The sequence below is a fragment of the Streptomyces sp. NPDC104814 genome (assembly GCF_055583185.1).
Genome location: NZ_JBVJOL010000007.1, coordinates 242,319 through 265,935 on the forward strand (window position 1 = coordinate 242,319; position 23,617 = coordinate 265,935).

The 23,617-nt window shown below is 73.1% G+C and carries 22 protein-coding genes and 1 pseudogene; 11 read left to right on the forward strand and 12 right to left on the reverse strand.

Going from position 1 to position 23,617, the window contains the following annotated elements; all coding sequences use genetic code 11:
• The first annotated feature begins 105 nt into the window (after nucleotides 1-105).
• Both ACZ64A_RS23885 and ACZ64A_RS23890 read left to right on the forward strand, forming a co-directional pair.
• On the forward strand, nucleotides 106-573 hold the full coding sequence (locus tag ACZ64A_RS23885) for an alpha/beta hydrolase fold domain-containing protein (protein WP_469812914.1): 468 nt from the start codon (nucleotides 106-108) through the stop codon (nucleotides 571-573).
• A pseudogene (locus tag ACZ64A_RS23890) lies at nucleotides 570-800 on the forward strand (alpha/beta hydrolase fold domain-containing protein); the annotation flags it as partial. The gene ACZ64A_RS23885 and the pseudogene ACZ64A_RS23890, both read left to right, overlap by 4 nt.
• Nucleotides 801-974: 174 nt before the next feature.
• On the opposite strand, the gene ACZ64A_RS23895 reads toward ACZ64A_RS23890, so the two are convergent.
• From ACZ64A_RS23895 to ACZ64A_RS23905, 3 genes are all read right to left on the reverse strand, one after another.
• A complete protein-coding gene (locus ACZ64A_RS23895) occupies nucleotides 975-3,731 on the reverse strand; it encodes an AAA family ATPase (RefSeq protein WP_469813221.1) in 2,757 nt (918 codons plus the stop codon).
• A 103-nt stretch (nucleotides 3,732-3,834) separates the two neighbouring features.
• Nucleotides 3,835-4,926, reverse strand: coding sequence for an AraC-like ligand-binding domain-containing protein (locus ACZ64A_RS23900; protein WP_469812915.1), 1,092 nt, complete (start codon nucleotides 4,924-4,926; stop codon nucleotides 3,835-3,837).
• A 183-nt stretch (nucleotides 4,927-5,109) separates the two neighbouring features.
• Nucleotides 5,110-7,467, reverse strand: coding sequence for an ATP-binding protein (locus ACZ64A_RS23905; protein WP_469812916.1), 2,358 nt, complete (start codon nucleotides 7,465-7,467; stop codon nucleotides 5,110-5,112).
• Nucleotides 7,468-7,686: 219 nt separating this feature from the next.
• Between ACZ64A_RS23905 and ACZ64A_RS23910 the strand changes: the two genes are divergently transcribed.
• Nucleotides 7,687-8,211: an SRPBCC family protein gene (locus tag ACZ64A_RS23910; RefSeq protein WP_469812917.1), complete on the forward strand. Its 525-nt coding sequence runs from the start codon at nucleotides 7,687-7,689 to the stop codon at nucleotides 8,209-8,211.
• Between the two features lie 309 nt (nucleotides 8,212-8,520).
• On the opposite strand, the gene ACZ64A_RS23915 is transcribed toward ACZ64A_RS23910, so the two are convergent.
• Nucleotides 8,521-8,691 (reverse strand): hydrophobic protein, encoded by a 171-nt coding sequence (locus tag ACZ64A_RS23915; protein ID WP_361637512.1) that lies wholly within the window; start codon nucleotides 8,689-8,691, stop codon nucleotides 8,521-8,523.
• A gap of 201 nt (nucleotides 8,692-8,892) precedes the next feature.
• Between ACZ64A_RS23915 and manA the strand changes: the two genes are divergently transcribed.
• The 4 genes from manA (at nucleotide 8,893) to ACZ64A_RS23935 (ending at nucleotide 13,215) form a co-directional block, all read left to right on the forward strand.
• Entirely contained in the window at nucleotides 8,893-10,134 is a 1,242-nt protein-coding gene (manA, locus tag ACZ64A_RS23920; protein WP_469812919.1) for a mannose-6-phosphate isomerase, class I, read from the forward strand.
• A gap of 217 nt (nucleotides 10,135-10,351) precedes the next feature.
• The gene (locus ACZ64A_RS23925) at nucleotides 10,352-10,660 is read left to right on the forward strand and encodes a hypothetical protein (RefSeq protein WP_469812921.1); all 309 of its coding nucleotides are present in this window, start codon (nucleotides 10,352-10,354) and stop codon (nucleotides 10,658-10,660) included.
• A gap of 327 nt (nucleotides 10,661-10,987) precedes the next feature.
• Nucleotides 10,988-11,701, forward strand: a complete 714-nt coding sequence (gene uppS / locus ACZ64A_RS23930; protein ID WP_469812922.1) for a polyprenyl diphosphate synthase — start codon at nucleotides 10,988-10,990, stop codon at nucleotides 11,699-11,701.
• 95 nt (nucleotides 11,702-11,796) lie between these two features.
• On the forward strand, nucleotides 11,797-13,215 hold the full coding sequence (locus tag ACZ64A_RS23935; RefSeq protein ID WP_469813222.1) for an oxygenase MpaB family protein: 1,419 nt from the start codon (nucleotides 11,797-11,799) through the stop codon (nucleotides 13,213-13,215).
• A 15-nt stretch (nucleotides 13,216-13,230) separates the two neighbouring features.
• On the opposite strand, the gene ACZ64A_RS23940 is transcribed toward ACZ64A_RS23935, so the two are convergent.
• The 5 genes from ACZ64A_RS23940 to ACZ64A_RS23960 all read right to left on the reverse strand — a co-directional run bounded on the left by ACZ64A_RS23940 (nucleotide 13,231) and on the right by ACZ64A_RS23960 (nucleotide 18,116).
• Entirely contained in the window at nucleotides 13,231-13,989 is a 759-nt protein-coding gene (locus ACZ64A_RS23940) for a bestrophin-like domain (protein WP_469812923.1), read from the reverse strand.
• 836 nt (nucleotides 13,990-14,825) lie between these two features.
• Nucleotides 14,826-15,062, reverse strand: a complete 237-nt coding sequence (locus ACZ64A_RS23945; RefSeq protein WP_469812924.1) for a hypothetical protein — start codon at nucleotides 15,060-15,062, stop codon at nucleotides 14,826-14,828.
• 127 nt (nucleotides 15,063-15,189) lie between these two features.
• On the reverse strand, nucleotides 15,190-15,918 hold the full coding sequence (locus ACZ64A_RS23950) for a TIGR03943 family putative permease subunit (protein WP_469812926.1): 729 nt from the start codon (nucleotides 15,916-15,918) through the stop codon (nucleotides 15,190-15,192).
• On the reverse strand, nucleotides 15,915-16,931 hold the full coding sequence (locus tag ACZ64A_RS23955) for a permease (RefSeq protein WP_469812927.1): 1,017 nt from the start codon (nucleotides 16,929-16,931) through the stop codon (nucleotides 15,915-15,917). Before ACZ64A_RS23955 ends, ACZ64A_RS23950 begins: the two co-directional genes overlap by 4 nt.
• A 213-nt stretch (nucleotides 16,932-17,144) precedes the next feature.
• Entirely contained in the window at nucleotides 17,145-18,116 is a 972-nt protein-coding gene (locus tag ACZ64A_RS23960) for a pirin family protein (protein ID WP_469812929.1), read from the reverse strand.
• Between the two features lie 97 nt (nucleotides 18,117-18,213).
• Here ACZ64A_RS23960 and ACZ64A_RS23965 point away from each other — a divergent pair, with 97 nt between their 5' ends.
• Nucleotides 18,214-18,714, forward strand: a complete 501-nt coding sequence (locus ACZ64A_RS23965) for a carboxymuconolactone decarboxylase family protein (RefSeq protein ID WP_469812930.1) — start codon at nucleotides 18,214-18,216, stop codon at nucleotides 18,712-18,714.
• Between the two features lie 87 nt (nucleotides 18,715-18,801).
• On the opposite strand, the gene ACZ64A_RS23970 is transcribed toward ACZ64A_RS23965, so the two are convergent.
• From ACZ64A_RS23970 to ACZ64A_RS23980, 3 genes are all read right to left on the reverse strand, one after another.
• Entirely contained in the window at nucleotides 18,802-19,377 is a 576-nt protein-coding gene (locus tag ACZ64A_RS23970; RefSeq protein WP_469812932.1) for a Dps family protein, read from the reverse strand.
• A gap of 281 nt (nucleotides 19,378-19,658) precedes the next feature.
• Nucleotides 19,659-20,372, reverse strand: coding sequence for an alpha/beta fold hydrolase (locus tag ACZ64A_RS23975; RefSeq protein ID WP_469812934.1), 714 nt, complete (start codon nucleotides 20,370-20,372; stop codon nucleotides 19,659-19,661).
• Between the two features lie 20 nt (nucleotides 20,373-20,392).
• Nucleotides 20,393-21,364, reverse strand: coding sequence for an alpha/beta hydrolase (locus ACZ64A_RS23980; RefSeq protein WP_469812936.1), 972 nt, complete (start codon nucleotides 21,362-21,364; stop codon nucleotides 20,393-20,395).
• Nucleotides 21,365-21,644: 280 nt separating this feature from the next.
• Between ACZ64A_RS23980 and ACZ64A_RS23985 the strand changes: the two genes are divergently transcribed.
• The 3 genes from ACZ64A_RS23985 (at nucleotide 21,645) to ACZ64A_RS23995 (ending at nucleotide 23,582) form a co-directional block, all read left to right on the forward strand.
• Nucleotides 21,645-22,385 carry a YoaK family protein gene (locus ACZ64A_RS23985; RefSeq protein ID WP_469812938.1) on the forward strand — a complete coding sequence of 247 codons (741 nt, stop codon included), beginning with the start codon at nucleotides 21,645-21,647 and terminating at the stop codon, nucleotides 22,383-22,385.
• Between the two features lie 80 nt (nucleotides 22,386-22,465).
• Nucleotides 22,466-22,924 carry a TIGR03618 family F420-dependent PPOX class oxidoreductase gene (locus tag ACZ64A_RS23990; RefSeq protein WP_469812939.1) on the forward strand — a complete coding sequence of 153 codons (459 nt, stop codon included), beginning with the start codon at nucleotides 22,466-22,468 and terminating at the stop codon, nucleotides 22,922-22,924.
• A gap of 172 nt (nucleotides 22,925-23,096) precedes the next feature.
• On the forward strand, nucleotides 23,097-23,582 hold the full coding sequence (locus ACZ64A_RS23995; protein WP_469812941.1) for a DUF6083 domain-containing protein: 486 nt from the start codon (nucleotides 23,097-23,099) through the stop codon (nucleotides 23,580-23,582).
• Nucleotides 23,583-23,617: the final 35 nt, after the last annotated feature.

Consider the following 23,617-nt stretch of genomic DNA (forward strand, 5'->3'; position numbering starts at 1 on the left):
ACGTGACGTCTTCAGCCTGGTCGGGCGCATCGGGGAGGGGTTAGGTCATATGACCTGTCCTTCGTTCAGGGGTGGACCGACGTATGCGCTCAGCGGCATGCCCCGGTGCACGCACGGCGTGTTCGACGGGACGGCGGCGGCTGGGGTCGGCCCGGCAGCCGGCGGGGCGCGCGCCACGATCAGTTCGCCGGATCCCGTCTGCCGACAGGTCGCGGCGAGCGCGGGCCGAGGTGGCGGCGCTCGCCGGGCGGGGCGGCGGGCTGCCGGGCGTGGACGAGGAGTGGCCGGCCCCGCCGGGACCGCGGTCTGCTCGCCGACCTCGCGCTCGGTGCGGACGCCGTCGTCGTCCCGGAGTACGACCGCTCGCCCGAGGCCCGCTATCCGGTGGCTCTGGAGCAGGTGTACGCCGTGGCGGGGTGGCCGGCCGCGCACGGCGGCGAGCGCGCGCTGGACGGCGGCCGGCTCGCGGTGGCCGGGGTGTCGGCGGGGGCGAACCTCGCGGCGGCGCTGGCCCTGCCGCGAACCGGCGCGGTGGACCGCGGCTCGCACACCAGGCGCTGGTCTACCCGGTGACGGACGCGCGCATGGACACCGCGTCCTACCGGCCATTCGGTGCGGGATACTTCCTCGGCCGTGAGGCCATGGAACAGTTCTGGCGGCAGTACGTCCCCGACGCCGCCGACCGGCCGGCCGGCACGGCGTCTCCCGCCCGGGCGGCGGACGCCGAACTCGCCGGGCCGCCGCCCACCTTGGTGATCACAGCGGAGGCCGACGTCGTACGCGACGAAGGCGAGGCCTACGCGGCGCGGCTGCGGCGGGCGGGGGTGCCGGTGGTGTCGATGCGCTATCACGGGACCCCGTGCACGGTTTCCTGCTGTTCGAGCAGTTGCGCGGCACCCCTGCGGCCCGGGCGGCCCGCACGCAGGTGCTCGACACCCTGCACGAGGCGCTGCACCCCTGGCCCGCGTGAGCCGTCAGGACGTGTCTCTTTGCAGCGCCCGCGCCAGGGCGGCGCGCGAGGCGATGCCCAGCTTGGGGAAGACCTTCGCCAGATGCCCGCCGACGGTCCGCGGGGACAGACTCAGCCGCGCGCCGATCTCCTTGTTGCTCAGCCCGTCCGCCGCCAGCTGGGCGATGCGCAGCTCCTGAGCGGTGAGCGAGCGCGGGCCGCCGTCGCGGCCGGTGGTGGAGCGCAGTGCGCGCTCGGCACGCCCGGCCCAGGGGGTGGCGCGCAGGGCACGGAAGGTGTCCAGGGCCTGTTCCAGCGTCCGCCGCGCCTGCGGACGGCGACGGTCGCTCAGCCGGATGCCATGGGCCAGCCGCAGCCTGGCCAGTTCGAACGCCCACTGGTCGGCGCCGGGCACGGCGTACGCCGCCTCGAACAGCGCGTCGGCGTCGTCGTCGGTCGCGGCGAGCGCCCGGGCGGCGGCGAGCAGGAACGCGTGGTGCGGGGAGATGTCGCCCATGCGTGCCGCGTCGCCCGCCGCCACGTGCGCCCGGGCCTGCGCGGTCCGTCCGGTGCGCAGGGCCGCGTCCACGAAGTCGAAGAACGGCAGGTGGAACCACGGAAGTCCGGCCGGAAGCACACCCGGCGGGGTCAGTCCGGCCAGGACTCCGTACGCCTCCTCGTCGCGGCCGTGGCCGAGAGCGGCCAGGGCGCGCAGATGGGTCAGATGGTCCGTCACGAACGTCATCCGGGCGCGTTCGGCCGGCGGCCGCAGGACCTGGTCCAGTGCCAGGAGGGCTTCCTCGTCCCCGCGTCCGGCGAGGACATGGGCGTAGTGGTGCCTGAAGAGCAGGGCGTTGCAGTGGTAGCCCAGGGCGTCGGCCGCTTCCGCCTCGCGCAGGCACACCTCCACCTGGTCCCAGTCGCCGCGCAGGTAGTTCTGGTAACCGCCGGCCTTGGCGATGCTGCCCTGGGTGGCGTAGGCGTGCTGGCCGAGGAAGCGCCGCCACAGCGAGGCGTCGGCCATGTCGACCGCGGCGGCCGTCCACAGCAGCAGCCAGGCCGCGCCCGCCTGCTGTTCCTGGCTCATGGCTGCGGCCATGGCGCGCAGTTCGGCGCCGGTGCCGTGGGCCGTGCGGGCGGGGTCCGACCAGGCGCGGCGGCACAGGTCGGCCAGCGCGGAGACCTGGTGCCGGTGGGTCCTCAGGGCGGCCCAGCCGCGCGGGTCCGCCGTGTAGACGGTCGCCAGCAGCAGTTTGAAGTAGACCTGCTCGGCGAGGTCGTCGAACGGCCCGGCGCCCGAGCCCACCCCGGCGAGCGCGGTGAGGGCCTGCGGGAGCAGGGTGAACGACGACTCGAAGTCGACGTGGTGGCTCTGGTCGACGTAGACGACGGCGTAGGCGTACAGCGGTGCGCTGTCGGCGGGGACGGGCGCGCCGCGCAGTTCCTCGACGAGTTTCGCGGCGTACGGCAGCCGTCCGCCACGGGCGGCCATGGCGGCGGCCCAGGTCAGTCGGCGGGCGCGGGCCGTGGGGGCGGTGCTCAGGGCGGCCGCGCGGTGCAGCAGCAGCGCGCCCTCGGCGTCGCCGCCGCGCAGCGCGAGCCGGCGGCCGGCCTCCTGGAGCCGCCCGGCCAGGGTCTCGTCGGGCAGCACGGTCGCGTCCGCCTCGTGCCCCAGCGCCCGCGGATCGTCGTACGGCAGCGCGGCGGCGAGCCGGCGGTGGGCGGCCCGGCGTTCGGGTCCCGAGGCACGGGCGACGACGGCTCCGCGCACCAGGGGGTGCCGGAAGGTGAGCCGGCCGTCCGGTTCCAGGTGCGCCAGTCCGCTGGTCTCGATCTCGTCCAGTACGTCGTCGGCACACTGCGCGTCGAAGCCCTCCAGCAGAGCAGGTGTCACCCATGTCGCCGCCGTACCGCCGAGCGCCGCGTACAGCAGCACGTGGGCCGCGTCGCGGGACAGCCGCTCCAGTCTGGGTGCGAAGAGGCGCTCCAGCCGGTGTCCGAGCGGGAACCTTCTCGGCAGCGGCATGACGCCGCGCGCCTGGTCGGGGTGGAGGTGCACGGGCAGTTCGACGAGGGCCAGCGGATTGCCCGCCGCTTCCTGGAGGATGCGGTCGGCGGTGGTGACGGCGAGATGCGGGTGCCGGGTGCGCAGCAGTGTCCGGGCGTCGTCGCCGTCCAGCGCGGTCAGGTCGACGACGCTACCGGGCCTGCCCTCGGTCGTCGGGCCCTCGGGACGGCCCGCGCTGACGAGTGCGACGGGCACCTCGGCGGTTCTGCGCTGGAGGAACGCGAACACGGCCGCGCTGGAGGAGTCCACCCACTGCAGGTCGTCCACCAGGACGAGTACGGGGCGCATGCGCGCCTCCCCGGCGAGCAGCGCCAGCACGGCCGCGCCCACCAGGAAGCCGCCGCGCACGGGCTCCGCCGTCTCCCCGAGCGCGAACGCCAGCGCCCGCCGTTGCGGCTCGGGCAGCGCGCGCATACGGCCCGTGAGCGGCCACAGCAGCTGGTGCAGCGCGCCGAACGTCACGCCGGCCTCGGCTTCGGAGCCAACCGCGCGCAGCACGGTGAAACCGAGGGCGCGTGCCTCGGCGTGGGCCCAGTCCAGCAGGGCCGTCTTGCCGAGGCCGGGGGCGCCCTGCACCAGGGTGCCGGTTCCGCCGCTCCCCGAGCGGGCGTTGTCCAGCACCCGGCGCAACAGGGCCTGCTCGGAGGCACGGCCCGCGAGCGCCGGGAGTGCTTGAGGCCGGGGAGCGGCGGCGAGCGCGCCCGGCGGCGACAGTGACGGTGACGGTGACGGCGGGAGGAGGCCCGGGTGTCCCCCGGTCGACGCCGACGCCGCCGCCGACGGCCCGTCGCGTGCGACGGGCCGCGCCGGAGGCACCTCAGGCCGCACGGTCCACGCCCTGTCGGTCGTCGGGGGCGGCGCGCCCGGCGCGGGACACCGGAGAAGCAGCGGAGGCCGGGGCGGCGCCCTCCGCCCGCGACACCGGGACCGCTGCGCCGCCCCGCGCCGGCTCCTCCTGCCCCTGGCCCGGCACTCTGCCCGACGTGTGCAACTGCCGCCACTCGCGCGGCGAGTGGCCGTACTGCCGGCGGAAGGCCCGGCTGAAGTGCGCCGCGTTGACGAAGCCCCAGCGGTGCGCCACGGCCGCCACGGCGAGCGCGGCCCCGCCGCCGCGGGCCAGTTCGCGAGCGCACTCCTCCAGCCGGCGGCGTTGGACGAGCCGGGCGACGGTGATGCCCTCCTCCTCGAAGAGCCGGTGCAGATAGCGCACGGATATGTGGTGGGCGGCGGCCACCGTCTCCGGTGTCAGGGCCTGGTCCTCCAGATGGCGGTCGATGTGGTCACGGATGCGCAGCACGAGTTCACCGCGTCCGCTGTCGGCGCCGCCGAGCGGGCCGCGTTCGGCGACCAGCGTGGCGAACAGGTCCTCGACACCGGACGCGAGCCGCGCCGCCACGGCCGGGCCGTAGGAGCCGGCCGAGCCGAGGAGCCGTGCGAGAAAGGGGCCGAGGATCGCGCCGATGCCGTCGGTGCCGCTGACGGCGGTCGCCGTGACGTGGCGCAGATCGTCGTCGGAGATGTCCAGCCCACGGCGGGGCAGATGGACGACGTGGCAGGCGAACCGGTCGGGGAAGTCGAGGAGGTACGGCCGTGCCGCGTCGTACACCAGGAGGTCACCGGCGCTCGCGACGGCGTGCCGCCCGTCCTGGAGGAGCCTCGCCGTGCCGGACGTCAGGACGAGGATGCCGACGGCCGCCTCCCCCGGCCCTCTGCGGCTGACGCGCTGGGCGTCGGCCCGCAGGGAGCAGACGCGCAGGTGTCCGAGGCGCCTGCCGGTGATCCGGCCGGTGAGGGGGCCGCTGCCACGCGGTGTCACGGCCATCGGGAGCAGGGCGGTGGCCAGTGCGGCGCGCCAGCGGTCGAGTCTGTCCCCGACGGGCACCGTGTCCGTCGACAGCACGAGATCCACCTGGTTCTCCCCTCTCTCCTGCGCAGCAATCAACCAGCCGGGCCGGTCCCGGCACCAGGCAGTTCGCAGGCAGAAAGAGGCAGAGCCGGGAAGTGCGCGCACGCAACAGGGCCGTGCGCACACAGGCGACTCGGGCCGCCCCGGCCCCCGTAAGCCGGCGAAGGCGCGGGGCGGCGGCCCGGGTCAGCGCGCGTCCGGACGGGCGAGCCGGGACTGGGCCTCGGCGACCCGCTGGGGATCGGAGCCGGAGCCGAGGGCGACGCAGCGCGTGAACGCCTCGCGTGCTTCGGCGGCGCGGCCGGCGCCGAGCAGGACGTCACCGAGCGCGAGCAGATAGCGGCTCTCCAGGGCGATGTTGCCGTCCGCCCGGCACAGCGCCACGGAGGCCCGCAGGTGCTCCACGGCTTCGTTCCAGCGGCCGAGCCTGCCGAGGCTGCGTCCCAGGCCCGCGAGAGCGTTGCCGCGGGTGACGGCGGCGATGTGCGGTTCGATGGTGTCGGCGGCCTCGTCGAGCCGCACCAGGGACTGCCGGTACACCTCGACCGCTTCCTCGTCGCGCCCGGCACCTTGCAGGTCGAGGGCGCGTGCGAGCAGGGCCTGCAGCAGGCCGAGCAGGTCCCCCGCGGCCTCGAACAGGGCGATGGCGCGGGAGGTGTGCTCGAAGGCCTGGTCGCGCTCGCCGAGCAGGTTGTGCGCCCAGCCGGCGTACTGGTGCGCCCAGGCCTGCTGGATGCGGTCGCCCGCGCGCCGGGCGGCGGCGAGGGCGTGGGCGGAGTGCTCCAGGCTGTCCCGGGGCCGGCCCTCGCACAGCAGCACGGCCCAGGCGTAGTAGTTGAGCTGGGTGGCTTCGAGCAGCGGGTCGCCGAGCGCGCCGGCGGAGCGTGCCGCGGCGCGGAAGACCTCGGGCCAGTGTCCCCAGAAGATCCACTGGTCCGAGAACCAGTGCAGGGACTCGGCCACCTCGACGACGGTGGCGTGCTCGCCGTCGGCCGCGGCCGCGTGCAGCGCGGCCAGCCAGTTGACGGCTTCAACCTGGAGCCATTCGCGTGCCTTGTCGGCGCTGGACAGGTCGACGGCGCTCTGCCAGGAGGTGGGCGGCGCGCCGTGGTCGGGCTCGTACCACCGGCCGGCCACGACGGCCGTCTCCAGCAGCCAGTCGTTCATCGACCGCCGGGCCCGTTCGACGTCCTCGCCGCGTTCCTCGGCGGCGAGCCGGGCGCGGCCGTACAGGCACAGCAGGTCGTGCAGCCGGTAGCGGTCCCCGGTGGCGCCGAGCAGGCCGGCCTCGACCAGTTCCTCCAGGGTGTCCTCGGCGTCGTAGAGGTCCTGGCCGGTGAGCCGGGCCGCGCAGGCCGCGCCGACGTCGGGGCCGGGGACCAGGGACAGGCGCCGGAAAATGCGGGCGGCGGGCGGCGTGAGCTGGCGGTAGGACAGGTCGAAGGCACCGGCCACCCGGACGTCACCGGCGGACAGCGCGTCCAGTCGCCGTTCCTCGTGCGCGAGCCGGTCGGCCAGGCGTCGCAGGCTCCAACCGGTGCGGGTGGCCAGCCAGTTGCCCGCGACGCGGAGGGCCAGCGGGAGGTGTTCGCAGAGTTGGGCGACCTCGTGCAGTGCCTCCGGTTCGGCCGTCGCACGGTCCTCGCCGACGAGGGCGGTGAGGAAGGCGGCCGACTCGGCGGGGTCGAGCCGGCCGAGCGGCAGCCGGTGCACGCCGTCGAGTCCGGTGAGCATACGGCGGCTGGTCACCAGGACCAGGGTGCGGCCGGCGCCGGGCAGCAGCGGGCGTACCTGCGCCTCGTCGCGGGCGTTGTCGAGGACGAGCAGGCAGCGGCGGTCGGCGAGTACCTCACGGTAGAGGGCGGGGTGGGCCTGCGGCCCCGATCTGGCCAGGTCGCGGTCGGGAACGCCGAACGCCTTGAGCATCCGGACGACCAGCTCCGAGGGTGCGGGCGGAGTGTCGTCGGTGCCGCGCAGGTCCACCATGAGCTGGCCGTCCGGGAAGCGGTCGGCGAACCGGCGGGCGGCGCGCAGGGCGAGGGTGGTCTTGCCGGTACCGGGGGCGCCGTGGACGGCGACGACGACGGGCGTGGCGTCCGTGGCACCGGCTCCTGCTGATGCGGCGTGGTCCGTGGCACCGCCTCTCGCTCGGGCGTCGTCGTCCGTGGCACCGCGTCTCGCTTCGGCGTCGTCGTCCCTGGGCGGTGGTCCGGCGAGCTTCTCCAGTTCCGCCAGTTCGTCCGCGCGGCCGACGAAGTCGTCGATGCCGCGCGGAAAGGACCGCACGCCGACCGGGCTGTGTCCGGGTGTACGGCCGACCCGGGCGGCGGCGAGCAGTTGCTCCCGCTCGGTGTCGCCGAGGCCGAGCCCGTCCGCGAGCGCGGCGACCGTCCGCCGCTGCGGGGCGGCCCGCCGGCCGCGTTCCAGATCACCGATGCCGCGCACACTGACACCGGACGCGTCCGCCAGCGCCTCGATCGTCAACGACTTCGCCAGTCGCATCTCCCGCAGCAGCGGCCCGAAGGCCACGTCGCGCGCGGACATACCCGCCCCTTCCACCCACCTCATTACTTGAACATTGTAGGAGATGTCGGAAGTGGATTTGATCAAGAAGGGCAGACCGCTCTGTACCCCGGGGCGGGCCGCTGCGCAGGACCGGACGGTCGTGGGACCGATGAGTTCCACCCCGCCACCGGGTCTGCAGGGAGGAACCTCCCGCGACCGCGGGAGGCCCGATGCGAGAGCACGAGGAGCGTGAGCCCCATGGAGCCGGATCAGGAACACGTGAGCGCCACCCTGACGGTCCCCGTCCCCGCGGCGAGGGTGTTCGCGGTCCTGGCGGACCCGAGGACCCACGCGTCGATCGACGGCACCGGCTGGGTCCAGGAGCCCGTCGATCCGGCGCCACTGACCGAGGCGGGACAGATCTTCCGGATGGCGATGTACCACTCCAACCATCCGAACGGTGACTACCAGGTGGTCAACCAGGTCCAGATGCTGGACGCGCCGCACACCATCGGCTGGTTCACCGGCCAGGAGAAGGACGACGGAACGCTGGAACTCGGCGGCTGGCTCTGGCGTTACGACCTCGAGCCGCTCGGGCCGTCCGGGACGCAGACGAAGATCACGCTCACCTACGACTGGTCGGCGGTGCCGGAGTACATCCGCGCGCGCGGCATCCGATTCCCGCCGTTCGGCCCGGAGCACCTCGTCAACTCGCTGCGCCACCTGGCGAAGCTGGCCGCGCCGGGGGAAGCGACCGCCCACGGCGACGCGGTACGCGGCTGAACCGAGAGCCGCCCCTGCGTCGCGACGTCGGCCCCCGTGAACCAGGAGGCGCAGGTTCCCACTGCGGAGTTCACGGGGGCCGACTCGCCCTCCAGTACCCGTCGCCCCACCCGGTACGCCCCAACCAAGCCGTACGTCCCGTTTGTTCCGTGGTGACGTCCTCTCCCGAGTGCCGTCCGGGAAGCACAGAAGGAGGGGCCGGGAAACACACAAAAGAAGGGTGGGCCGACCCTTCCGGGCCGACCCACCCTCACGGACACCGTCGCCTGCGACGCCGCCCGCGAACCGCTCAGTGCGCGGTACCGGTCATCACCATCGGTACCAGCGACCCCGGCGGCCGCCACCGGCCGCCGGACGCACCACGAAACCGAGCAGCCACACCGCGAGCACGATCACCGCGACCCACCACAGGGCCTTGAGTGCGAAGCCCGCACCGAAGAGGACCAGAGCCAGCAGCAGAACCAGAAGCAGGGGAACCATCGTTATCAACCTCCTGGCCGTCGTGTGCTCCCGTCCCGCCCCGGCAAACACCCCGTGTGCGCGTTACTTTCACGGGGTGGAGGGCATACGTGCGCGCCGCGCAGGCCTTACGACGGGACACACTCCCGGACGGATACGACCCCGCTCCACGACCAGAGGCGGAGCGGACGGAGGCCCGACCCCCCTGGATAGCATGCCTGCGTGGATCTACTGGAACCGATCATCAAGAACTACGCCTGGGGCTCGCGTACCGCTCTCGCCCGCATACAGGGACGGAGCACCCCGTCATCCGGTCCGGAGGCGGAACTGTGGATGGGGGCGCACCCGGCGGGTCCGGCGGGCCTCACCCGCGACGGAGAGACAGTCACCCTGCAGGATGTGGTGGCCGGCCGTCCCGAGCGGGAACTGGGGGCGGACTGCGCCTCCCGGTTCGGGGGCCGACTGCCCTTCCTGCTCAAGATCCTGGCCGCCGACCAGCCGCTGTCCATCCAGGTGCACCCCGACCGCGCCCAGGCCCGAAAGGGGTTCGCCGCCCAGCTCGCAGGCACGGGTCACGGCCCCTACACGGACGACTGGCCGAAGCCCGAACTCCTCTGCGCACTGACCCCGTTCGAGGTGCTGGCCGGCTTCCGGACGCGCGAGGAGGCCGCCCGCGTCCTGGACGGGCTCGCCCTTCCCGCGCTGGGTCCCGTCCTCGCGCTCCTGGAGACCGAGAGCGGTGCGGCGGCCCTCACCTCCGCGCTGCGAGCGCTGCTGGAATGGCCGGCGCAGGGCCGAAGCACGCTCGTCGACGAGGTCGTCCACGCATGCGCCCGGCTCGCCCGACAGACCGGGCCGTACGCGGCCGCCTACGAAGCGGTCACGCGCATGGCCGAGCACCACCCCGGTGACATCGGACTCGTGGCCTCTCTCCTGCTGCGGCACCAGGTCCTCGAACCGGGCGCCGCACTGTTCATGCCGGCCGGCGGGCTGCACGCCTATGTCCGGGGTGTGGGCGTGGAGGTCATGGCGGCGTCCGACAACGTGCTGCGCGCGGGACTGACCGCCAAGGAGATCGACGTACCGGAGCTGCTGCGGATCACCGACCCGTCGGTGCGTGTGGCCGCCGTCCGACCGCGACCCCTCCCCGGCCCGGGCACCGCGCACTCGTACGACTGCCCGGCGGAGGAGTTCGCCCTTCACCGGATGACCCTCTCCGCCGCACCGATGCCGCTGACTCCTGCGTCCGGGCCTCGTGTCGCCCTGTGCCTCGACGGCTCGGCCAAACTGACAGGACCGGCGGGTGCCCCCCTCACGCTCCGCCCCGGCGCCTCGTGCTTCGTCCCCGACTCCGACGAGGGGGTCACGGTGCGGGGCACAGGGACCCTGTTCGTGGCGAGCCCGGGATCCCGTACGCCCGAGGTGAGCGAAACCTTGACGCCGACGGCGACACCTACGACCTGACAACGATGTCAGAACCCCTGGAGACCGCGGGGCGCGCCGTCGGCGGCGGTGGTGCTGGTCGCCACGGTCCACCGCCCGTCGTACGGCGGCGGTCGGCCCGCGGCTACCGCGAGGGTTTACGACAGGACCGACGGAGGGTTGATGTGAGGTCCCGTCGGGCTGCGTAAGTTCTTCTCCAGCCGGGACGACCTCCGGCAACGACCACAAGGGGGTAACCATGAAGCGCAAGCTGGCCGGTGTCCTGACCGTCGCCGCTCTCACTCTGTCGGGTGCGGCCGCGGCGACGGGACCGGCGACCGCCGCTCCCGCGAGCGCCAAGGCGTTCAGCTGCAAGCTGGCGTGGCACGACAGGAACACGGCGGGCGTGAAGTGCACGGGCGGCACGTTCATCGCCGCGGCCAAGTGCAAGAACGGCCGCGTCGCACAGGGCGCCGCCGCCGCGTCCGGCACCACCTCGTACGCCTACTGCTCGTCCTACGGCTCGTCCCTCAGGACGCCCGTGCAGGCCTGGGGGATCAAGGTCTGAACCTCGGCTTCCGAGGCCGGCTCGCCAAACCTGAGCAGGCCGACGGGAGTTGAGCCGTAGGGCAATACGGCGTCGACGCACACTGCGGTCTCCGGCCGCCCGGGCAGTGGTCCGGGAGCCGGAGACCGTTGCGCGTTCCGGCGTCGTACAGGCGTACCAAGGGTGAAGTACCGTGGCCGGCACCGCTTGGCGGGTCCTGCGCTGGCACTCTGCTGTCAGTGATCACCGAGGGGGATCACAGTCGGCTCATGGGGGGCGGATGTGACACATCGGCATGCTGTCGGGGCTGTCGACTCCCCCGGTCCGGACACGGAGCCACCGCTCACGGTGCCCCGTCATGTCGCCTGTGTGATGGACGGCAACGGGCGGTGGGCCGCGCGGCGCTCGCTGCCACGGACGTCGGGTCACCTGGCCGCCGAGACGTCGGTGATCGACGTCATCGAGGCGGCCCGGTCGGCCGGGGTCGGCTGGCTCAGCCTGTACGCGTTCTCCACCGAGAACTGGCGTCGCCCGCACACCGAGGTCGACTTCCTCATGCGGCTGGTGCGCCGCGTCGTACGCAAACACGCACCGCTGCTGCACGCGCGCGGGATCCGCTGCCGCTTCCTCGGCGTGACCGATCCGCGGGTACCCCCGGCGCTGGCCCGGGACTTCGAGGACCTGATGACCCTGACCGGTGACAACCGGGGCATGACCCTGACCGTGGCGTTCGACCACGGCGGGCGCCGGGACATCGTCGAGGCGGCGCGCTCCCTGATCCGAAGCGGCGTGCCGGCCGAGGCCGTCGACGAGGAGCACTTCGCCGCGCATCTGCCCTTCGCCGACACCCCCGACGTCGACCTGGTGATCAGGACGTCCGGGGAGCAGCGCATCTCCAACTTCATGCTGTGGCAGGTCGCTTACGCCGAATGGGTCTTCCCACCGGTGCTGTGGCCCGACTTCCGCGCACCGCACTTCCTCGAATGCCTGCACACCTACCAGCAACGCGATCGCCGCTTCGGCGGCGTGCTGCCGCACCAGAACGGAGACCCCCTGCCGTGACCCACGCAGACAGCGGCTCGCCCCACAGCACCGGCGCCGGCGCGACAGAGCGCGACGGGCACGCCGCACGACCGGGTACCGAGCCGGAAACGCCCCTGTTCGGGTCCCGTTCGCAGTTCCGCGAGCTCTTCGACGACCCGCGCTGGGGTCTCGCCATCATCCGGGCGACCGTACTGGAGGCGGCTCACCCGCAGATCGGTGCGGCCCTGATCGACAGCTCCACGTTCGTCACGCATCCGTGGCGCCGGCTGCGCAACACGTTGCTGAGCCTGCAGCGCATGTTCGGCCCCGACGACCACGTCCGGCAGCGGGAGGCGGCCCGGCTCAACCGGCTGCACGCACGGCTGAAGGGCACCGACGCCCAGCACCGTCCTTACGACGCGCTGGACCCTGCGGTGCGTGCCTGGGTGGTCGCCACGCTGTTCGAGAGTGCCGTCACGATGTGCCGGATGAGCGGGCAGCCCCTCGGCCAGGACACGACGGAGCGGCTGTACGAGGAGTTCCGGGCGTACCTCGCCGTCCTGGGCGACGACGGCGGTCATCTGCCGCCCACGCTGCACGAGTTCTGGAGCTACTACGACCGGGTGGTGGAGGAGGAGCTGGAGCACACGGAGGCGATGCGCATCATCCTCTACAAGCTCTTCGACCACCTTCCGGCGCCGCCACTGCTGCACGGCCTGCCCACCTTCTGGGCCGTCGGCCGCGCGGTCGTGGGCCCCGTCATCGGGGCCATCACGGTGGCGTCCCTGCCCGAGCCGTTCCGCCGCCGGGCGGGCCTGCCCGAGCTGCCGGGAACCCGGACTCTGATGCAGGGGGCCTACCTGGCCGCCGGACTGGCCCGTCTGCTGCCGGAGGGGTGGATCTCGGCCGAGGGGATCACCGACCTGCTCGCCCTCTCCCCCGACAGCGACGATCCGCGGGCGCGCACGATCACCGCCCTGCGGGACAGGATGAAGCGGGCCGGGGCGCTGATCCGGCTCATCACCCCGCTTCCCCCGGAACCCGAGCCCGCCGCGGAGGGCGGCACGCAGCGCAGCGCGGAGGAGTTCTTCGCGGAGGTGCTGGACCAGACCGGCAACGGCTACCTCGACTGGCCCGACCTGGCGGCGATGGCCCGGGAGCTGTCCGGTCGTCTCGACCTGGACGAGCCGCAGGAGACCAGGCTCTATGACGCGTTCGCCGGCTGGTGGCGCGAACTGCAGTCCGCTCTCGACACCGACGGCGACGGCCGGATCAGCGCCCACGAGTACGCCGCGGCCGTGCCCTCGCTGGCCGGCCCGGCGCTCATCAAGGTCGCGGAAGTCCTCTTCGACGCCACCGACAAGGACGGCGACCAGAGCATCGACGCCGACGAGTACCGCGCCCTGTTCCGCACCGCCTTCCTGCGCGACACGGCCGGCGCGGAGGGGACGGAGGAGGCGTACACACGCGGCGCGTTCGTCAAGGACTTCCTGTCCTTCATGTCCGGCCGCCGCCGCTCCACCCCGTACGACCCGCTCCTCGCGGACGCCTGACCGCCCCCTGCTCCCTCACAGGTTCGTGAGCAGATCGGTGAACGGCTGGGCGGAGTCCGTCCCCGAGTGGCCGAAGGGGGCGTCGAAGCTCCAGACGAGGAAGAGGAGGAAGACCACCAGGGCGCTGAAGGCGGTGGCCAGGAGGAGTTCGCGGGTCGAGCGGCGGATCTGCAGGGTGTAGAGCAGCCCGAGGGTGACGACGCCGCCCGCGACCAGGCCGAACCAGACCGCCCCCGGCAAGGTCGTGCCGGCGCTGTCCAGGCGCTGGTGGCGTGCGTCGTCCGCTGCGGCGACCTGGTCGAGGAGGGGCTGGTAGGCCTGGGCCTGGAGTTCGTCGGCCGGCGTGTGGTGGGCGATGTCGCTGCGGATGCGGCGCAGCAGCGTGGCACCGGAGGCGTCGACGGGTTTGTCGTCCTGCATGGCGGGCCACTCGGCGCTGACGGCGTGCCGGGTGTAGTCGTCGATGTGCTGCTGCACCTGGGTGCGGAAGGCGGCCGGGTAGACGTCCAGGCGCTGGTCGACCTCGTACAGGGCCTGCGCCTCCCGCTGGACGGTGTCCTCTGCGGCGCCGCGTGCTTCCCACACGCCGGCGATGGCCAGGCCGACCACGATGGCGTAGACGACTCCCACCATCATCACCATGTACTCGAGGACGTCGGGGGTCTCGGAGGTGTCTTCGTCGTCGGCCACACGGCGGTGCCGCACGACCGTGGCGACGACGACGAGAAGGCACACCAGGACGGACGCCACGGTGTAGACAAGCCACTCGGGCACAGCGCAACTCCAGGGAGGAAGGGGGGAATCGAGGTGGTCCGGCATCCGCGACGGCCGTGACGGCCAGCCGCGGCCGGCGGTCAGCGCCGGTTGCGGCGGCGGGAGGAGGGGCGCAGCACGGCGGCGGCCAGGATGGCCGGGGTGGTGACGACGACGGTGGTCATCGTCGTCGGCATCCCCGCCGGTACCGGTCGCCGCGGGCCGCCGGTGTAGTGCCGCCGGGGCACCCACCGGAACGCCTTGGGTGCGGTGCGGGCGACGGCCGGCTTCCGTGCGACGGGGCGTTCGGGCGCGGGTTCCTCCGGGGCCGGCCGGGCCGGTTGACGGTGAGGCGCCGCCGGAGGTTCCTGGGGCGGATCGGCGGGGTTCTGCCGTCGCGGACCTTCGGGCTCCGATCGGGGCGGCTCCGCGCCCGGAGCGGGCGGTGCGGGCGCCTCGGAGGGTGCGGCCGCGGGGCGGCTGGGCTCGGGTGGAGGCGGAGTCGGCCGGCACTGCGGTTCGGAAGCGGCGGTCTCGCCGTCGCTCACCTCGATCCATACGTCGGGAGCGCAGACGACGACCCGCCCGGCCGTCGACGTGTGGTCGACGATCACCCCGACGTCACCGTGCTGGGGAAACGGACACAGAGCGGCAACTGCGCCGAACCCGACACTGATCCAGCCTCCCACCAGCGACTCCTTGCGGTCACCACACCCGGTTGCGTCTCGCTCCCGGGTCCGCTGGAAGGACCCGGTGCCGCCGGTCTGCGACGGCACCGGACGTAACGATCATGGGTGGGCGGGGGACACGGACTCCGTCCCTCGAACGGCACATCCGGCGCCCCGTGCCCTGGTGACTCAGTCGGACGAGCCCCGGCGGCGACGTTCGCGCGCCCGCTCACCGGCTCCTCGCGCGGCGGTCATCAGGCGGTCCCGCCCCCGCGACCACAGCAGTGCGAGCGGCGTCGCGAACAGCCCGATCAGGAGTGCCGGGCCCCAGTCCATGCCGTCCCTGCGGTAGCGCATGATCAGCACGATGCACACGTACGCCAGCACGACGAGCAACGCGGTCTTCAGTGGCTTGGGCAGGGTCATGTCGCTCAACTACCCGGACAACGCCGCCACATGACGGTGGCCGGGGCGGCTTCGGGGCCCACTAGGCCGCACGTTGCCGAACACGCCCCTGAGCACGGGTCCGGGGCCGGAAGGAGCGGGACCGGCCTCAGGAGGGTACGAGAGGCAGGTCGTCGGTGTAGGCGTTGACCGGCGGGGCGATGCGCCTGGTGCTCCTGATGTCGAGGGCGGCTTCCGCGCTCCTCGTGCCGAGCGTGCCACGGGGATGCCAGGAGCCGGTCACGGCCAGCCATGTGTTGGCGGGCGGGGCCTCGGTGCCGTACATCCGCACCTTCACGGTCTGCGAGTCGGCGGCGCAGCAGGTGAAGATGATCCGGGTCAGAAACCAGCCGCCGCCGTTTCCGGCCGGGGTGGCGAAGCCGGTCATCTGGACGGTGCGGCCCTTGATGCTCAGGTCGTGGTCCTGTTGGACGCGGGCGGTGAAGTCGCCGAGGGTCATGGGCAGCGGTGAGGTCGCGGGCAGCGGATCGAACGTCCTGTGCTTCTCGACCGCCTTGTCGTTGGATCGCGCGGCGGTGTACGCGCCCAGGGCGGGAGGGGCGTAGAGGAGCAGACTCAGCGCCGGGAAGAACAGCAGCCAGGCGACGCCCGGGACACGGGAGTGGTCGTGGCCGTGCGCATGGCCGGCGTGCTCGGTCCGTTTTTCGATCAGCACCGCGCCCGCCAGACCGAGGAGCAGCAGCACGACGCCCGAGACGATCAGCGGCGCGCGCAGCCCCTCCTTGACATAGCGCAGGTAGAGATCGGTGAACAGGGCCGCGTGCAGCAGACCGATGCCGGTCAGCACCAGAAGCAGTACCTGTGCGTGGCGTTTCACAGCAGTGCCCCTCCGATCAGGACGCTCGTGGCGACCGCCACCACCGTGGTCGCGGTGGAGAAGCGCCAGGCGAAGGCCCGGCCGAAAGTTCCTGCCTGAAGGGCGATCAGTTTCAGGTCGACCATCGGCCCGACCACCAGGAAGGCGAGCCGTGCGGTGGGCGAGAAGCCGGTGAGCGACGCGGCGACGAAGGCGTCGGCCTCCGAGCAGACGGCGAGGACGACGGCGAGCCCGGCGAGGAAGAGCACCGACAGCCACGGGGAGGCGGAGAAGGTGTCCAGGACGGAACGCGGAACGACGACGTTGAAGGTGGCCGCGGCCATGGCACCGAGGACGAGGAAGCCGCCGGCGTGCAGGAAGTCGTGCCGACAGCCCTCCACGAACTCCCGTCGGCGGCTGTGCCCGTGGTGATGTCCGGTGTGCCGGACGGTGGGCCTGAGCCACTCCTCCCTCCCCCGCCAGAGCCACAGCCAGCCCATCACGGCGGCGGTGGCGAGCGAGGCCAGCAGGCGAGCGGCGACCATCGCGGGGTTGCCGGGGAAGGCGACGGCGGTGGCGGTCAGGACGACGGGATTGACGGCCGGGGCGGAGAGCAGGAAGGCGAAGGCGGCGGCCGGGGTGACACCGCGGCCGATCAGGCTGTTCGCGACGGGGACGGACGCGCACTCGCAGCCGGGCAGCACCACCCCTGCGACACCGGCCACCGGAACGGCGACGGCGGCCCGCTTGGGCAGCACCCGCGTGAACAGTTCCGCCGGCACGAAGGCGCTGATCGCGCCGGACAGGGCCGTGCCCAGCAGGAGAAAGGGGAGCGCCTGGACGGTGATGGCCAGACAGACGGTGCGCCAGGCCTGGACGGCCGGGTGGCTCAGCCATCCGCTGCCCGCGAGAAGCAGCACGGCCGCCAGGCAGGCGGTCGCCGCGAAGACGGCTCGGAAGGGCCACCGGGGCCGGAGGCGGGGCACGGTCGGAACGGCGGCGGCGACCGCCGCTCCCGCCGTACGGTCGACCATTTCATCCGTTTTCTGCATGTTCACTCCGGATGTCAGCGTCTGACCGACCTTAAGCCGGAGCCGGCCCGCAGCCCGGCACACACGCCGGTCGGGCCGGGGACCAGGTCCCACCTCCTGGTCGACGATGCGGCGGGCGTCGACGTGCAGGCCGGCGACCATCACGAGGAGGGGCGGCCAGGCAGGGCTCGCGAACCGGGCGCCCCCCCCGGCAGCTCAGCGTCGGTTGCCCCGCGGCTTCAGCGGTACCGTCGGCAGTTCCGGGGCCGGCAGGGCGTCGCCGTCGTAGCCCTGGACTTCGCCGAAGCGTCGGCCTTCCGTCCAGTCCCGGCGGGCCTGGGCGATCTCCTCCGTCGACCGGCCGATGAAGTTCCACCACATGACGATCTCCTCCTGGAACGGCGGGCCGCCCAGCAGGATGAGGCGGGCCGGCTCGTCCGCGGGGTTCGTCAGGGTGAGGGTCGTGCGGTGCGGGGCGGCGTAACCGAGTTCCGCCTGCTGCAGCGCGGTCCCGTCGAGGACGATGTGCCCGGTGTCGACCAGCACGCCGTGCTCGAAGTCGGGGGCGACGTCGAGGGTGAGCGTGGCGCCCGGGGCCACGTGCAGTTCGGCACCCAGGAGAGGGGTGAAGGTGCGCACCGGCGAGGTGTCCCCGGCGAGGGCGCCGAGGAACACCCGGGCCTGCCCGCCGTCCAGCGGGACCGGCGTGGGGGCGTGGTGCTGGAAGTCCCGTGCGGTGTCGCGGTGTTCCTCGGGCAGGGCGACCCAGAGCTGCACGCCGTGCAGGACCGTGGTCGCGGGGGTGGACACCTCGGAGTGGCAGATGCCGTGACCGCTCGTCATCAGGTTCAGCTCGCCGGGCCGGACGAAGGCGTGGATGCCGAGGCTGTCGCGGTGCTCGATCTCACCGCTGAAGAGCCAGCTGACGGTCTGCAGGCCGATGTGGGGGTGCGGGGCGACGTCCATGCCGCCGCTGGCCGCGACATCGTCCGGCCCGTAGTGGTCCGCGAAGCACCAGGCCCCGATCAGTGTCCGGGCGCGCTGCGGCAGTGTGCGCCGCACCCGCATGGCGCGGGGGCCGCCCAGCGGTACGTCGCGCGGGGTGAGGATCTCGATGTCGGCGGGTGCCGGTCCGCCGGTCTCGCCGCCGCAGGCGACGGGGGCGGGCAGCGCTTCTGTGTTGCTCACCGTTCTGCTCCTCCCCCGGAAAGGAAAGTTCGATTTTCAACATTCACTCGATGATGATAGGACGTACGTCGTAAGATCGCGCGATGAAGGAGATCACGTGGCTGAGACGGTGACGGAGACCGTGACCGCGAGCACCGGCGGACGGGTGTACGTCGACAAGCAGAGCCCGGACGCCTATCGCGCGATGACCGCCACCGCCGAAGCGGTCCGCAAGGTCGCCGCCGACGCGGGACTGGACCGCGTGCTGGTCGAGCTGGTCAACATCCGCGTGTCGCAGCTCAACGCCTGCGCCTTCTGCCTGGACCTGCACACCCGGGCGGCCCTGCGCGCCGGGGAGACCACCCAGCGGCTGGGCGTACTGCCGGCCTGGCGCGACACCGAGCTGTTCTCACCGCGCGAACGGGCGGCCCTGGCGCTCGCCGAAGCCACCACCCACCCGGCGGACGCCGGGGCGCAGAGCACCGCGTACGCCCTCGCCCGTGCCGTCCTGTCGGACGACGAGATCTCCGCCGTGATCTGGGTGGCGATCACCATCAACGCCTTCAACCGGGTCTCCGTCCTGAGCAAGCACCCGGTACGCCCGGCACCTCCCCGCTGAGCGCGAGGAGCCGACGGCCCGGCCGCCACCCGCGCTGCGGATGGACGGCGGACAGAAGGACGCGATCCTGTCCCGAGCGCCTGCGGGCTACGCCCGTACCAGGGGCGTGTCGACCAAGTGCTCGGCCAGGAACCAGGTCTGGAGCTCTCCGGTGCGGATCACCTGGGAGACCAGCAGGTCGTTGGTCCCGTCGTCACCCAGCTCCGCCGCGCGGGCCGCCGCGTCATGGGCGTCGGCGAGGATCGTCTCGTGCGCCTCGAGCAGACGGGAGAGCATCGCGGGGACCTCCTCGACACCGTCGGGCGGGCGCGGGATCGAGGTCAGCTCGGCGACATGGCGGGCGTCGCCGACGGCCACGCCGCCCAGTGTCTGGACGCGTTCGGCGAGGGTGTCCACGAGGTCCAGCTGTTCACCCGCGTGCTTGTCCAGCACGAGGTGCAGCTGGTAGAAGGTCGCGCCCCGCATCAGCCAGTGGTGCTTCTTGTAGAGGCCGTGGAGGATCTGCGTGTCCGCGAGGACCTTGTTCAACCGCTGGCAGGAGTACATGCGGGCCTCGTAGGACAGGGCCAGCGGGAACTGCTTGACGGTGCCGAACTCCTGGATGACGCGGCCCTTCTGGTGCAACCGGGGCTGGCTGCCGGCGTGCGTGGTGTCGGTGGTCATGTTCCGCCTCCTGCGGTGCGTTGCGCTGTGTACACCGGTGACGCTATGCGCCGGCGCCCGGGCTGCCTTGTCCCGGAGCGCACGCCTGTGTGCGCCTCAGCGCATGTCCTGCGCGGCAAGTCCGTACGGGCCAAGGCGTGTCCGCGTGCGCCTCGGCTCATGTGTCCGTGTGCGCGTCGGCACAGACATGGTTGCGGCCGCCGCTGACTGAGTGCGGGCATGCCGAACGGCCGCGCAGGCGGGGGGAGTCGCCTGCGCGGCCGGGGTGCGGGCCGTACGGGTCAGCCGGTCGCGCGGACCGCCTCGAGGATCAGGTCGGCGACCGCCTCGGGCCGGGAGACGGCCACCGCGTGTGAGGCACCCTCCAGTTCGACGATCGTCGCCCCGGCCCGCTTCGCGCCGAAGCGCTCGACCTCCGGGTTGATGGCCTGGTCGGCGGCGGCCACCAGCGCCCAGGACGGCTTGGTCTTCCACGCGGCGGCGGAGGCGGTCTCCTCGAAGGCCGCGGCGGCGAGCGGGCGCTGCGCCGCGGCCAGGGTCTTGGTGGTCTCCACCGGTACGTCGGCTGCGAAGACGGACGGGAAGGCGTCCTCGGCGATGGTGACCTCGACGGCCGGCTCGCCGCCCGGCACCGGGTACGTCCACTGCTTGAGGTTGCTCACCAGCGGGGAGAGCGGGAAGCGGCCCTGGAGTTCACCCAGACTCTCGCCCTCCTCCAGGACGTAGGCGGCGACGTAGACGAGGCCGACGACGTTCTCCGTGGTGCCGGCCACGGTGATGAGGGCGCCGCCGTAGGAGTGACCGACGAGCACGACGGGCCCGTCGATCTGGGCGGCGACGGAGGCGACGTAGGCGGCGTCGGAGGCGAGGCCGCGCAGCGGATTGGGCGGGGCGACGACGGGGACGCCGTGGTCCTGGAGTCGGGAGATGACGCCGGTCCAGCTTCCGGCGTCGGCGAACGCGCCGTGGACGAGGAGGACGGTGGGAGTGGTCATGAGAGGGGTTCCTCCTGGGTTCAGGCGCCGTGCAGGGCGGTGCGCAGGGTGCGGACGGCCATCGTGATGGCGGCTTCGGCGGCGTGGGTCTCCCGCAGCGCGTTGAGCATGACGAAGTCGTGGATGATGCCCTGGAAGCGGACCGCGGTGACGGGGACACCGGCGGCGCGGAGCTTGTTGGCGTAGGCCTCGCCCTCGTCGCGCAGCACGTCCGCCTCGCCGGTGATCACGAGCGCCGGGGGCAGTCCACTCAGCTGCTCGGTGGTGGCGCGCAGCGGGGAGGCGGTGATCTGGGCGCGCTCGGCCTCGTCGGTCGTGTACTGGTCCCAGAACCACTGCATGCCGTCACGGCGCAGGAAGTAACCGGTGGCGAACTGGTGGTACGACGGGGTGTCGAAGGCGGCGTCGGTCACCGGGTAGAACAGCACCTGCCGGCGCAGCGGGAGCCCGCCGCGCTGCTTGGCCATCAGGGTGAGGGCGGCGGTCATGTTGCCGCCGACCGAGTCGCCGGCCACCGCCAGGCGCGTGCCGTCCAGGCCCTGGCCGGCGCCCTCGTCGACGATCCAGCGGGCGACGGTGTAGTTCTGCTCGATGGCGACCGGGTATCGGGCCTCGGGCGACAGGTCGTACTCGGGGAAGACCACGGCGGCCTCGGCGCCGACGGCGAGTTCGCGCACCAGGCGGTCGTGGGTGTGGGCGTTGCCGAAGACCCAGCCGGCGCCGTGGATGTAGAGGATGACCGGCAGGGTGCCGGTGGCGCCGGCGGGCCGGACGATCCGCGCCCGGACGCTGCCGGTGGGTCCGCCCGGTACGGTCACCCACGCCTCGTCGATCGCCGGCTTGGCGATCTCACCGGACTGCACCTCGTCGACGGCCTTGCGGCCTTCCGCGGGGGTCAGGTCGAAGAGGTAGGGCGGGTTGGCGGTCGCCTCGGCGAACGCGGCGGCCGCGGGTTCCAGTACGGGCTGCACGGGCTCGACGGCATCGGGCATGTCTGTCTCCTGGCTCTGTGTTTCGATTGCGCCGGGCGTCACGCTAAATCCGCCCGGAAAGGCGGGATTGCCGACGAGCGCACGTCTGCTTTTCCCTCAGCGCACGCAGCGCTGTTCCCCCTGGATTCGCGCCGGGCCGGCCGACGCGCGTCCGCGCCTGACATCGGGGCGGCCTGCACTATGTCCTGGAACCGCACCGGGACGGCGTGCGCAGCCGGCAGCGGGCGCCGGCGAGGCGAGGCCGTACCGGCCGTCCGTCGTCGTGGGAGGAGAGCCCCGTATGCGCCGCTTGCTCAGCGACGTCCTGCGCACCCTGGTGCCGCCCCAGAAGGACCGGCACGGGCCGCTGCCGCCGCTGCTGCTCACGCTGACCGTGGTCACCGGGCTGGTCGACGCCGTCAGCTACCTCGCGCTCGGGCATGTCTTCGTCGCCAACATGACCGGGAACGTGGTCCTCCTGGGCTTCGCCCTGGGCGGCACCACGAGCCTGTCCGCGCTCGCGTCCGCCGTGTCGCTGGGCACGTTCCTCATCGGAGCGGTGGCAGGGGGCCGGGTCGGCGGCCGGCGCGTCGCGCACCGCGGGCACCTGCTGCGCACGGCGACGGGCGTGCAGACGGTCCTGGTCGCGGCGGCCGTGGCGGTCGCCGCGGCCGGGGACGGGCAGGTCACGGACGGTGTCCGCTACGCGCTGATCGCGCTCCTGGGGTTCGCCATGGGCTTGCAGAACGCGGTCGCCCGGCGGCTCGCCGTCCCCGACCTCACCACCACGGTGCTGACCCAGACCCTGACGGGACTGGCCGCCGACTCCACCCCGGCCGGCGGGGAGACGTCCGGGCCTGCCCGGCGCCTGCTGTCGGTGCTGGCGATGTTCCTGGGCGCGCTCGTCGGTGGGGCCCTTGTCGTGCGCGGCCACTTGGTGCTCACTCTCGTCCTGGCTCTGGTGCTGGTCGCGGTGACATCGGTGACGGTCCACCACCTGTCGGCCGGCGACCCGCACTGGGGCCGGCCGGGAACCGGGTGACGGCAGGTCGGGGCCGACCCGTGCCGCTCACTGCCCCGTGACGGTGAAATACCGCAGGACCCACGGGTGTTGATCACGTCATGACTCAAGGACCCGCCCCTCGCCCCCTGTCCGACGATGCCCTCTCGCACCTGCTCGGCACGCAGCGCTTCGGTACGCTCGCCACCGTCAAGCGCAGTGGTCACCCGCATCTGACGACCATGCTGTACAGCTGGGATCCCGAGGCGCGGATCGCACGCTTCTCGACGACCGGGGATCGCATCAAGGTCACGCACCTGCGGCGTGACCCGCGTGCGGCGTTGCATGTGCAGGGCGGCGACGTCTGGTCGTTCGCCGTCGCCGAGGGTGAGGCGGAGGTCTCGCAGGCCACGGCCGTCCCCGGTGACGCCGTCGGCCGGGAGCTGCTCGACATGATCCCGCAGGACGCGCGGCCGGCGGATGAGCAGGAGTTCCTGGAGCAGTTGGTCGCCGAGCGACGAGTGGTCGTCCGGTTGAAGGTGGACCGGCTGTACGGGACGGCGCTCGACATCAACGGCTAGGGGCGGTCGGGTCGGTGGGCCGTCGAGGCGTACCCGGCGGCGGCCCGTCGTGGCGCACGCGGCGGCGGCCCGCACGACACCCGAGCGACCCCGTGTGCCCCGCCCGCATGCTCCCGTTGCGCCCGGATCGCGCCCTTCCCGCCCGGGGCGGTTCGCCTCCACGCTCGAAGCCATGGGGGACGACACCGAACGCATCATCGCGTTGCCCGGCCCGGACGGTCAGCGGCAGCGGCCGCCGGGCACGCCCGCGCCGTGGGAGAGGGCTGATCGCGCCCAGGCCGCGCGTGAGGGCGCGACCGGCCCCGAGCCACCCGACCCTCCCCGGTGCCCCCACTGCGGACTGACCGGTGACCGCCGCCGCACCTACACGGGGCAGCACGTGCTCCTCGAACCCCGGCTCAAGGTGCCGGCCCATCTCGTTCCCGGCGGCCATCGCTGGCACGTCGACGGCAACGGTGTCGCCTGGAACGGCGGCCTGGACGAGCCGCGCCCCGGTGAGACCTGCCGGATCCCGCACCAACTGGCCTGTCCCGGGCTGACCCTGGACGAGATCAAGCCGTGGCGGTGGCTGGCAGCGGTGCGTGACTACAACGCGGCCGCGGCACGGCGGAAGGCGGACCAGGAAGGGTTCCCGGAACGGCTCACCGACGCGGGCTGACCTTGTGGGACGGGTCCGGGGCACCGGCTGGAACC

What these genes read in the sequence shown, in the direction of transcription:
- ACZ64A_RS23945 (WP_469812924.1), bottom strand. Translation starts at nt 15,062, where the DNA reads ATGACCCTGCCCAAGCCACTGAAGACCGCGTTGCTCGTCGTGCTGGCG.
- ACZ64A_RS23955 (WP_469812927.1), bottom strand. Translation starts at nt 16,931, where the DNA reads ATGGTCGACCGTACGGCGGGAGCGGCGGTCGCCGCCGCCGTTCCGACC.
- ACZ64A_RS23970 (WP_469812932.1), bottom strand. Translation starts at nt 19,377, where the DNA reads ATGACCACCGACACCACGCACGCCGGCAGCCAGCCCCGGTTGCACCAG.
- ACZ64A_RS23985 (WP_469812938.1), top strand. Translation starts at nt 21,645, where the DNA reads ATGCGCCGCTTGCTCAGCGACGTCCTGCGCACCCTGGTGCCGCCCCAG.
- ACZ64A_RS23910 (WP_469812917.1), top strand. Translation starts at nt 7,687, where the DNA reads ATGGAGCCGGATCAGGAACACGTGAGCGCCACCCTGACGGTCCCCGTC.
- ACZ64A_RS23990 (WP_469812939.1), top strand. Translation starts at nt 22,466, where the DNA reads ATGACTCAAGGACCCGCCCCTCGCCCCCTGTCCGACGATGCCCTCTCG.
- ACZ64A_RS23925 (WP_469812921.1), top strand. Translation starts at nt 10,352, where the DNA reads ATGAAGCGCAAGCTGGCCGGTGTCCTGACCGTCGCCGCTCTCACTCTG.
- ACZ64A_RS23905 (WP_469812916.1), bottom strand. Translation starts at nt 7,467, where the DNA reads ATGTCCGCGCGCGACGTGGCCTTCGGGCCGCTGCTGCGGGAGATGCGA.
- ACZ64A_RS23915 (WP_361637512.1), bottom strand. Translation starts at nt 8,691, where the DNA reads ATGGTTCCCCTGCTTCTGGTTCTGCTGCTGGCTCTGGTCCTCTTCGGT.
- ACZ64A_RS23975 (WP_469812934.1), bottom strand. Translation starts at nt 20,372, where the DNA reads ATGACCACTCCCACCGTCCTCCTCGTCCACGGCGCGTTCGCCGACGCC.
- ACZ64A_RS23995 (WP_469812941.1), top strand. Translation starts at nt 23,097, where the DNA reads ATGGGGGACGACACCGAACGCATCATCGCGTTGCCCGGCCCGGACGGT.
- ACZ64A_RS23980 (WP_469812936.1), bottom strand. Translation starts at nt 21,364, where the DNA reads ATGCCCGATGCCGTCGAGCCCGTGCAGCCCGTACTGGAACCCGCGGCC.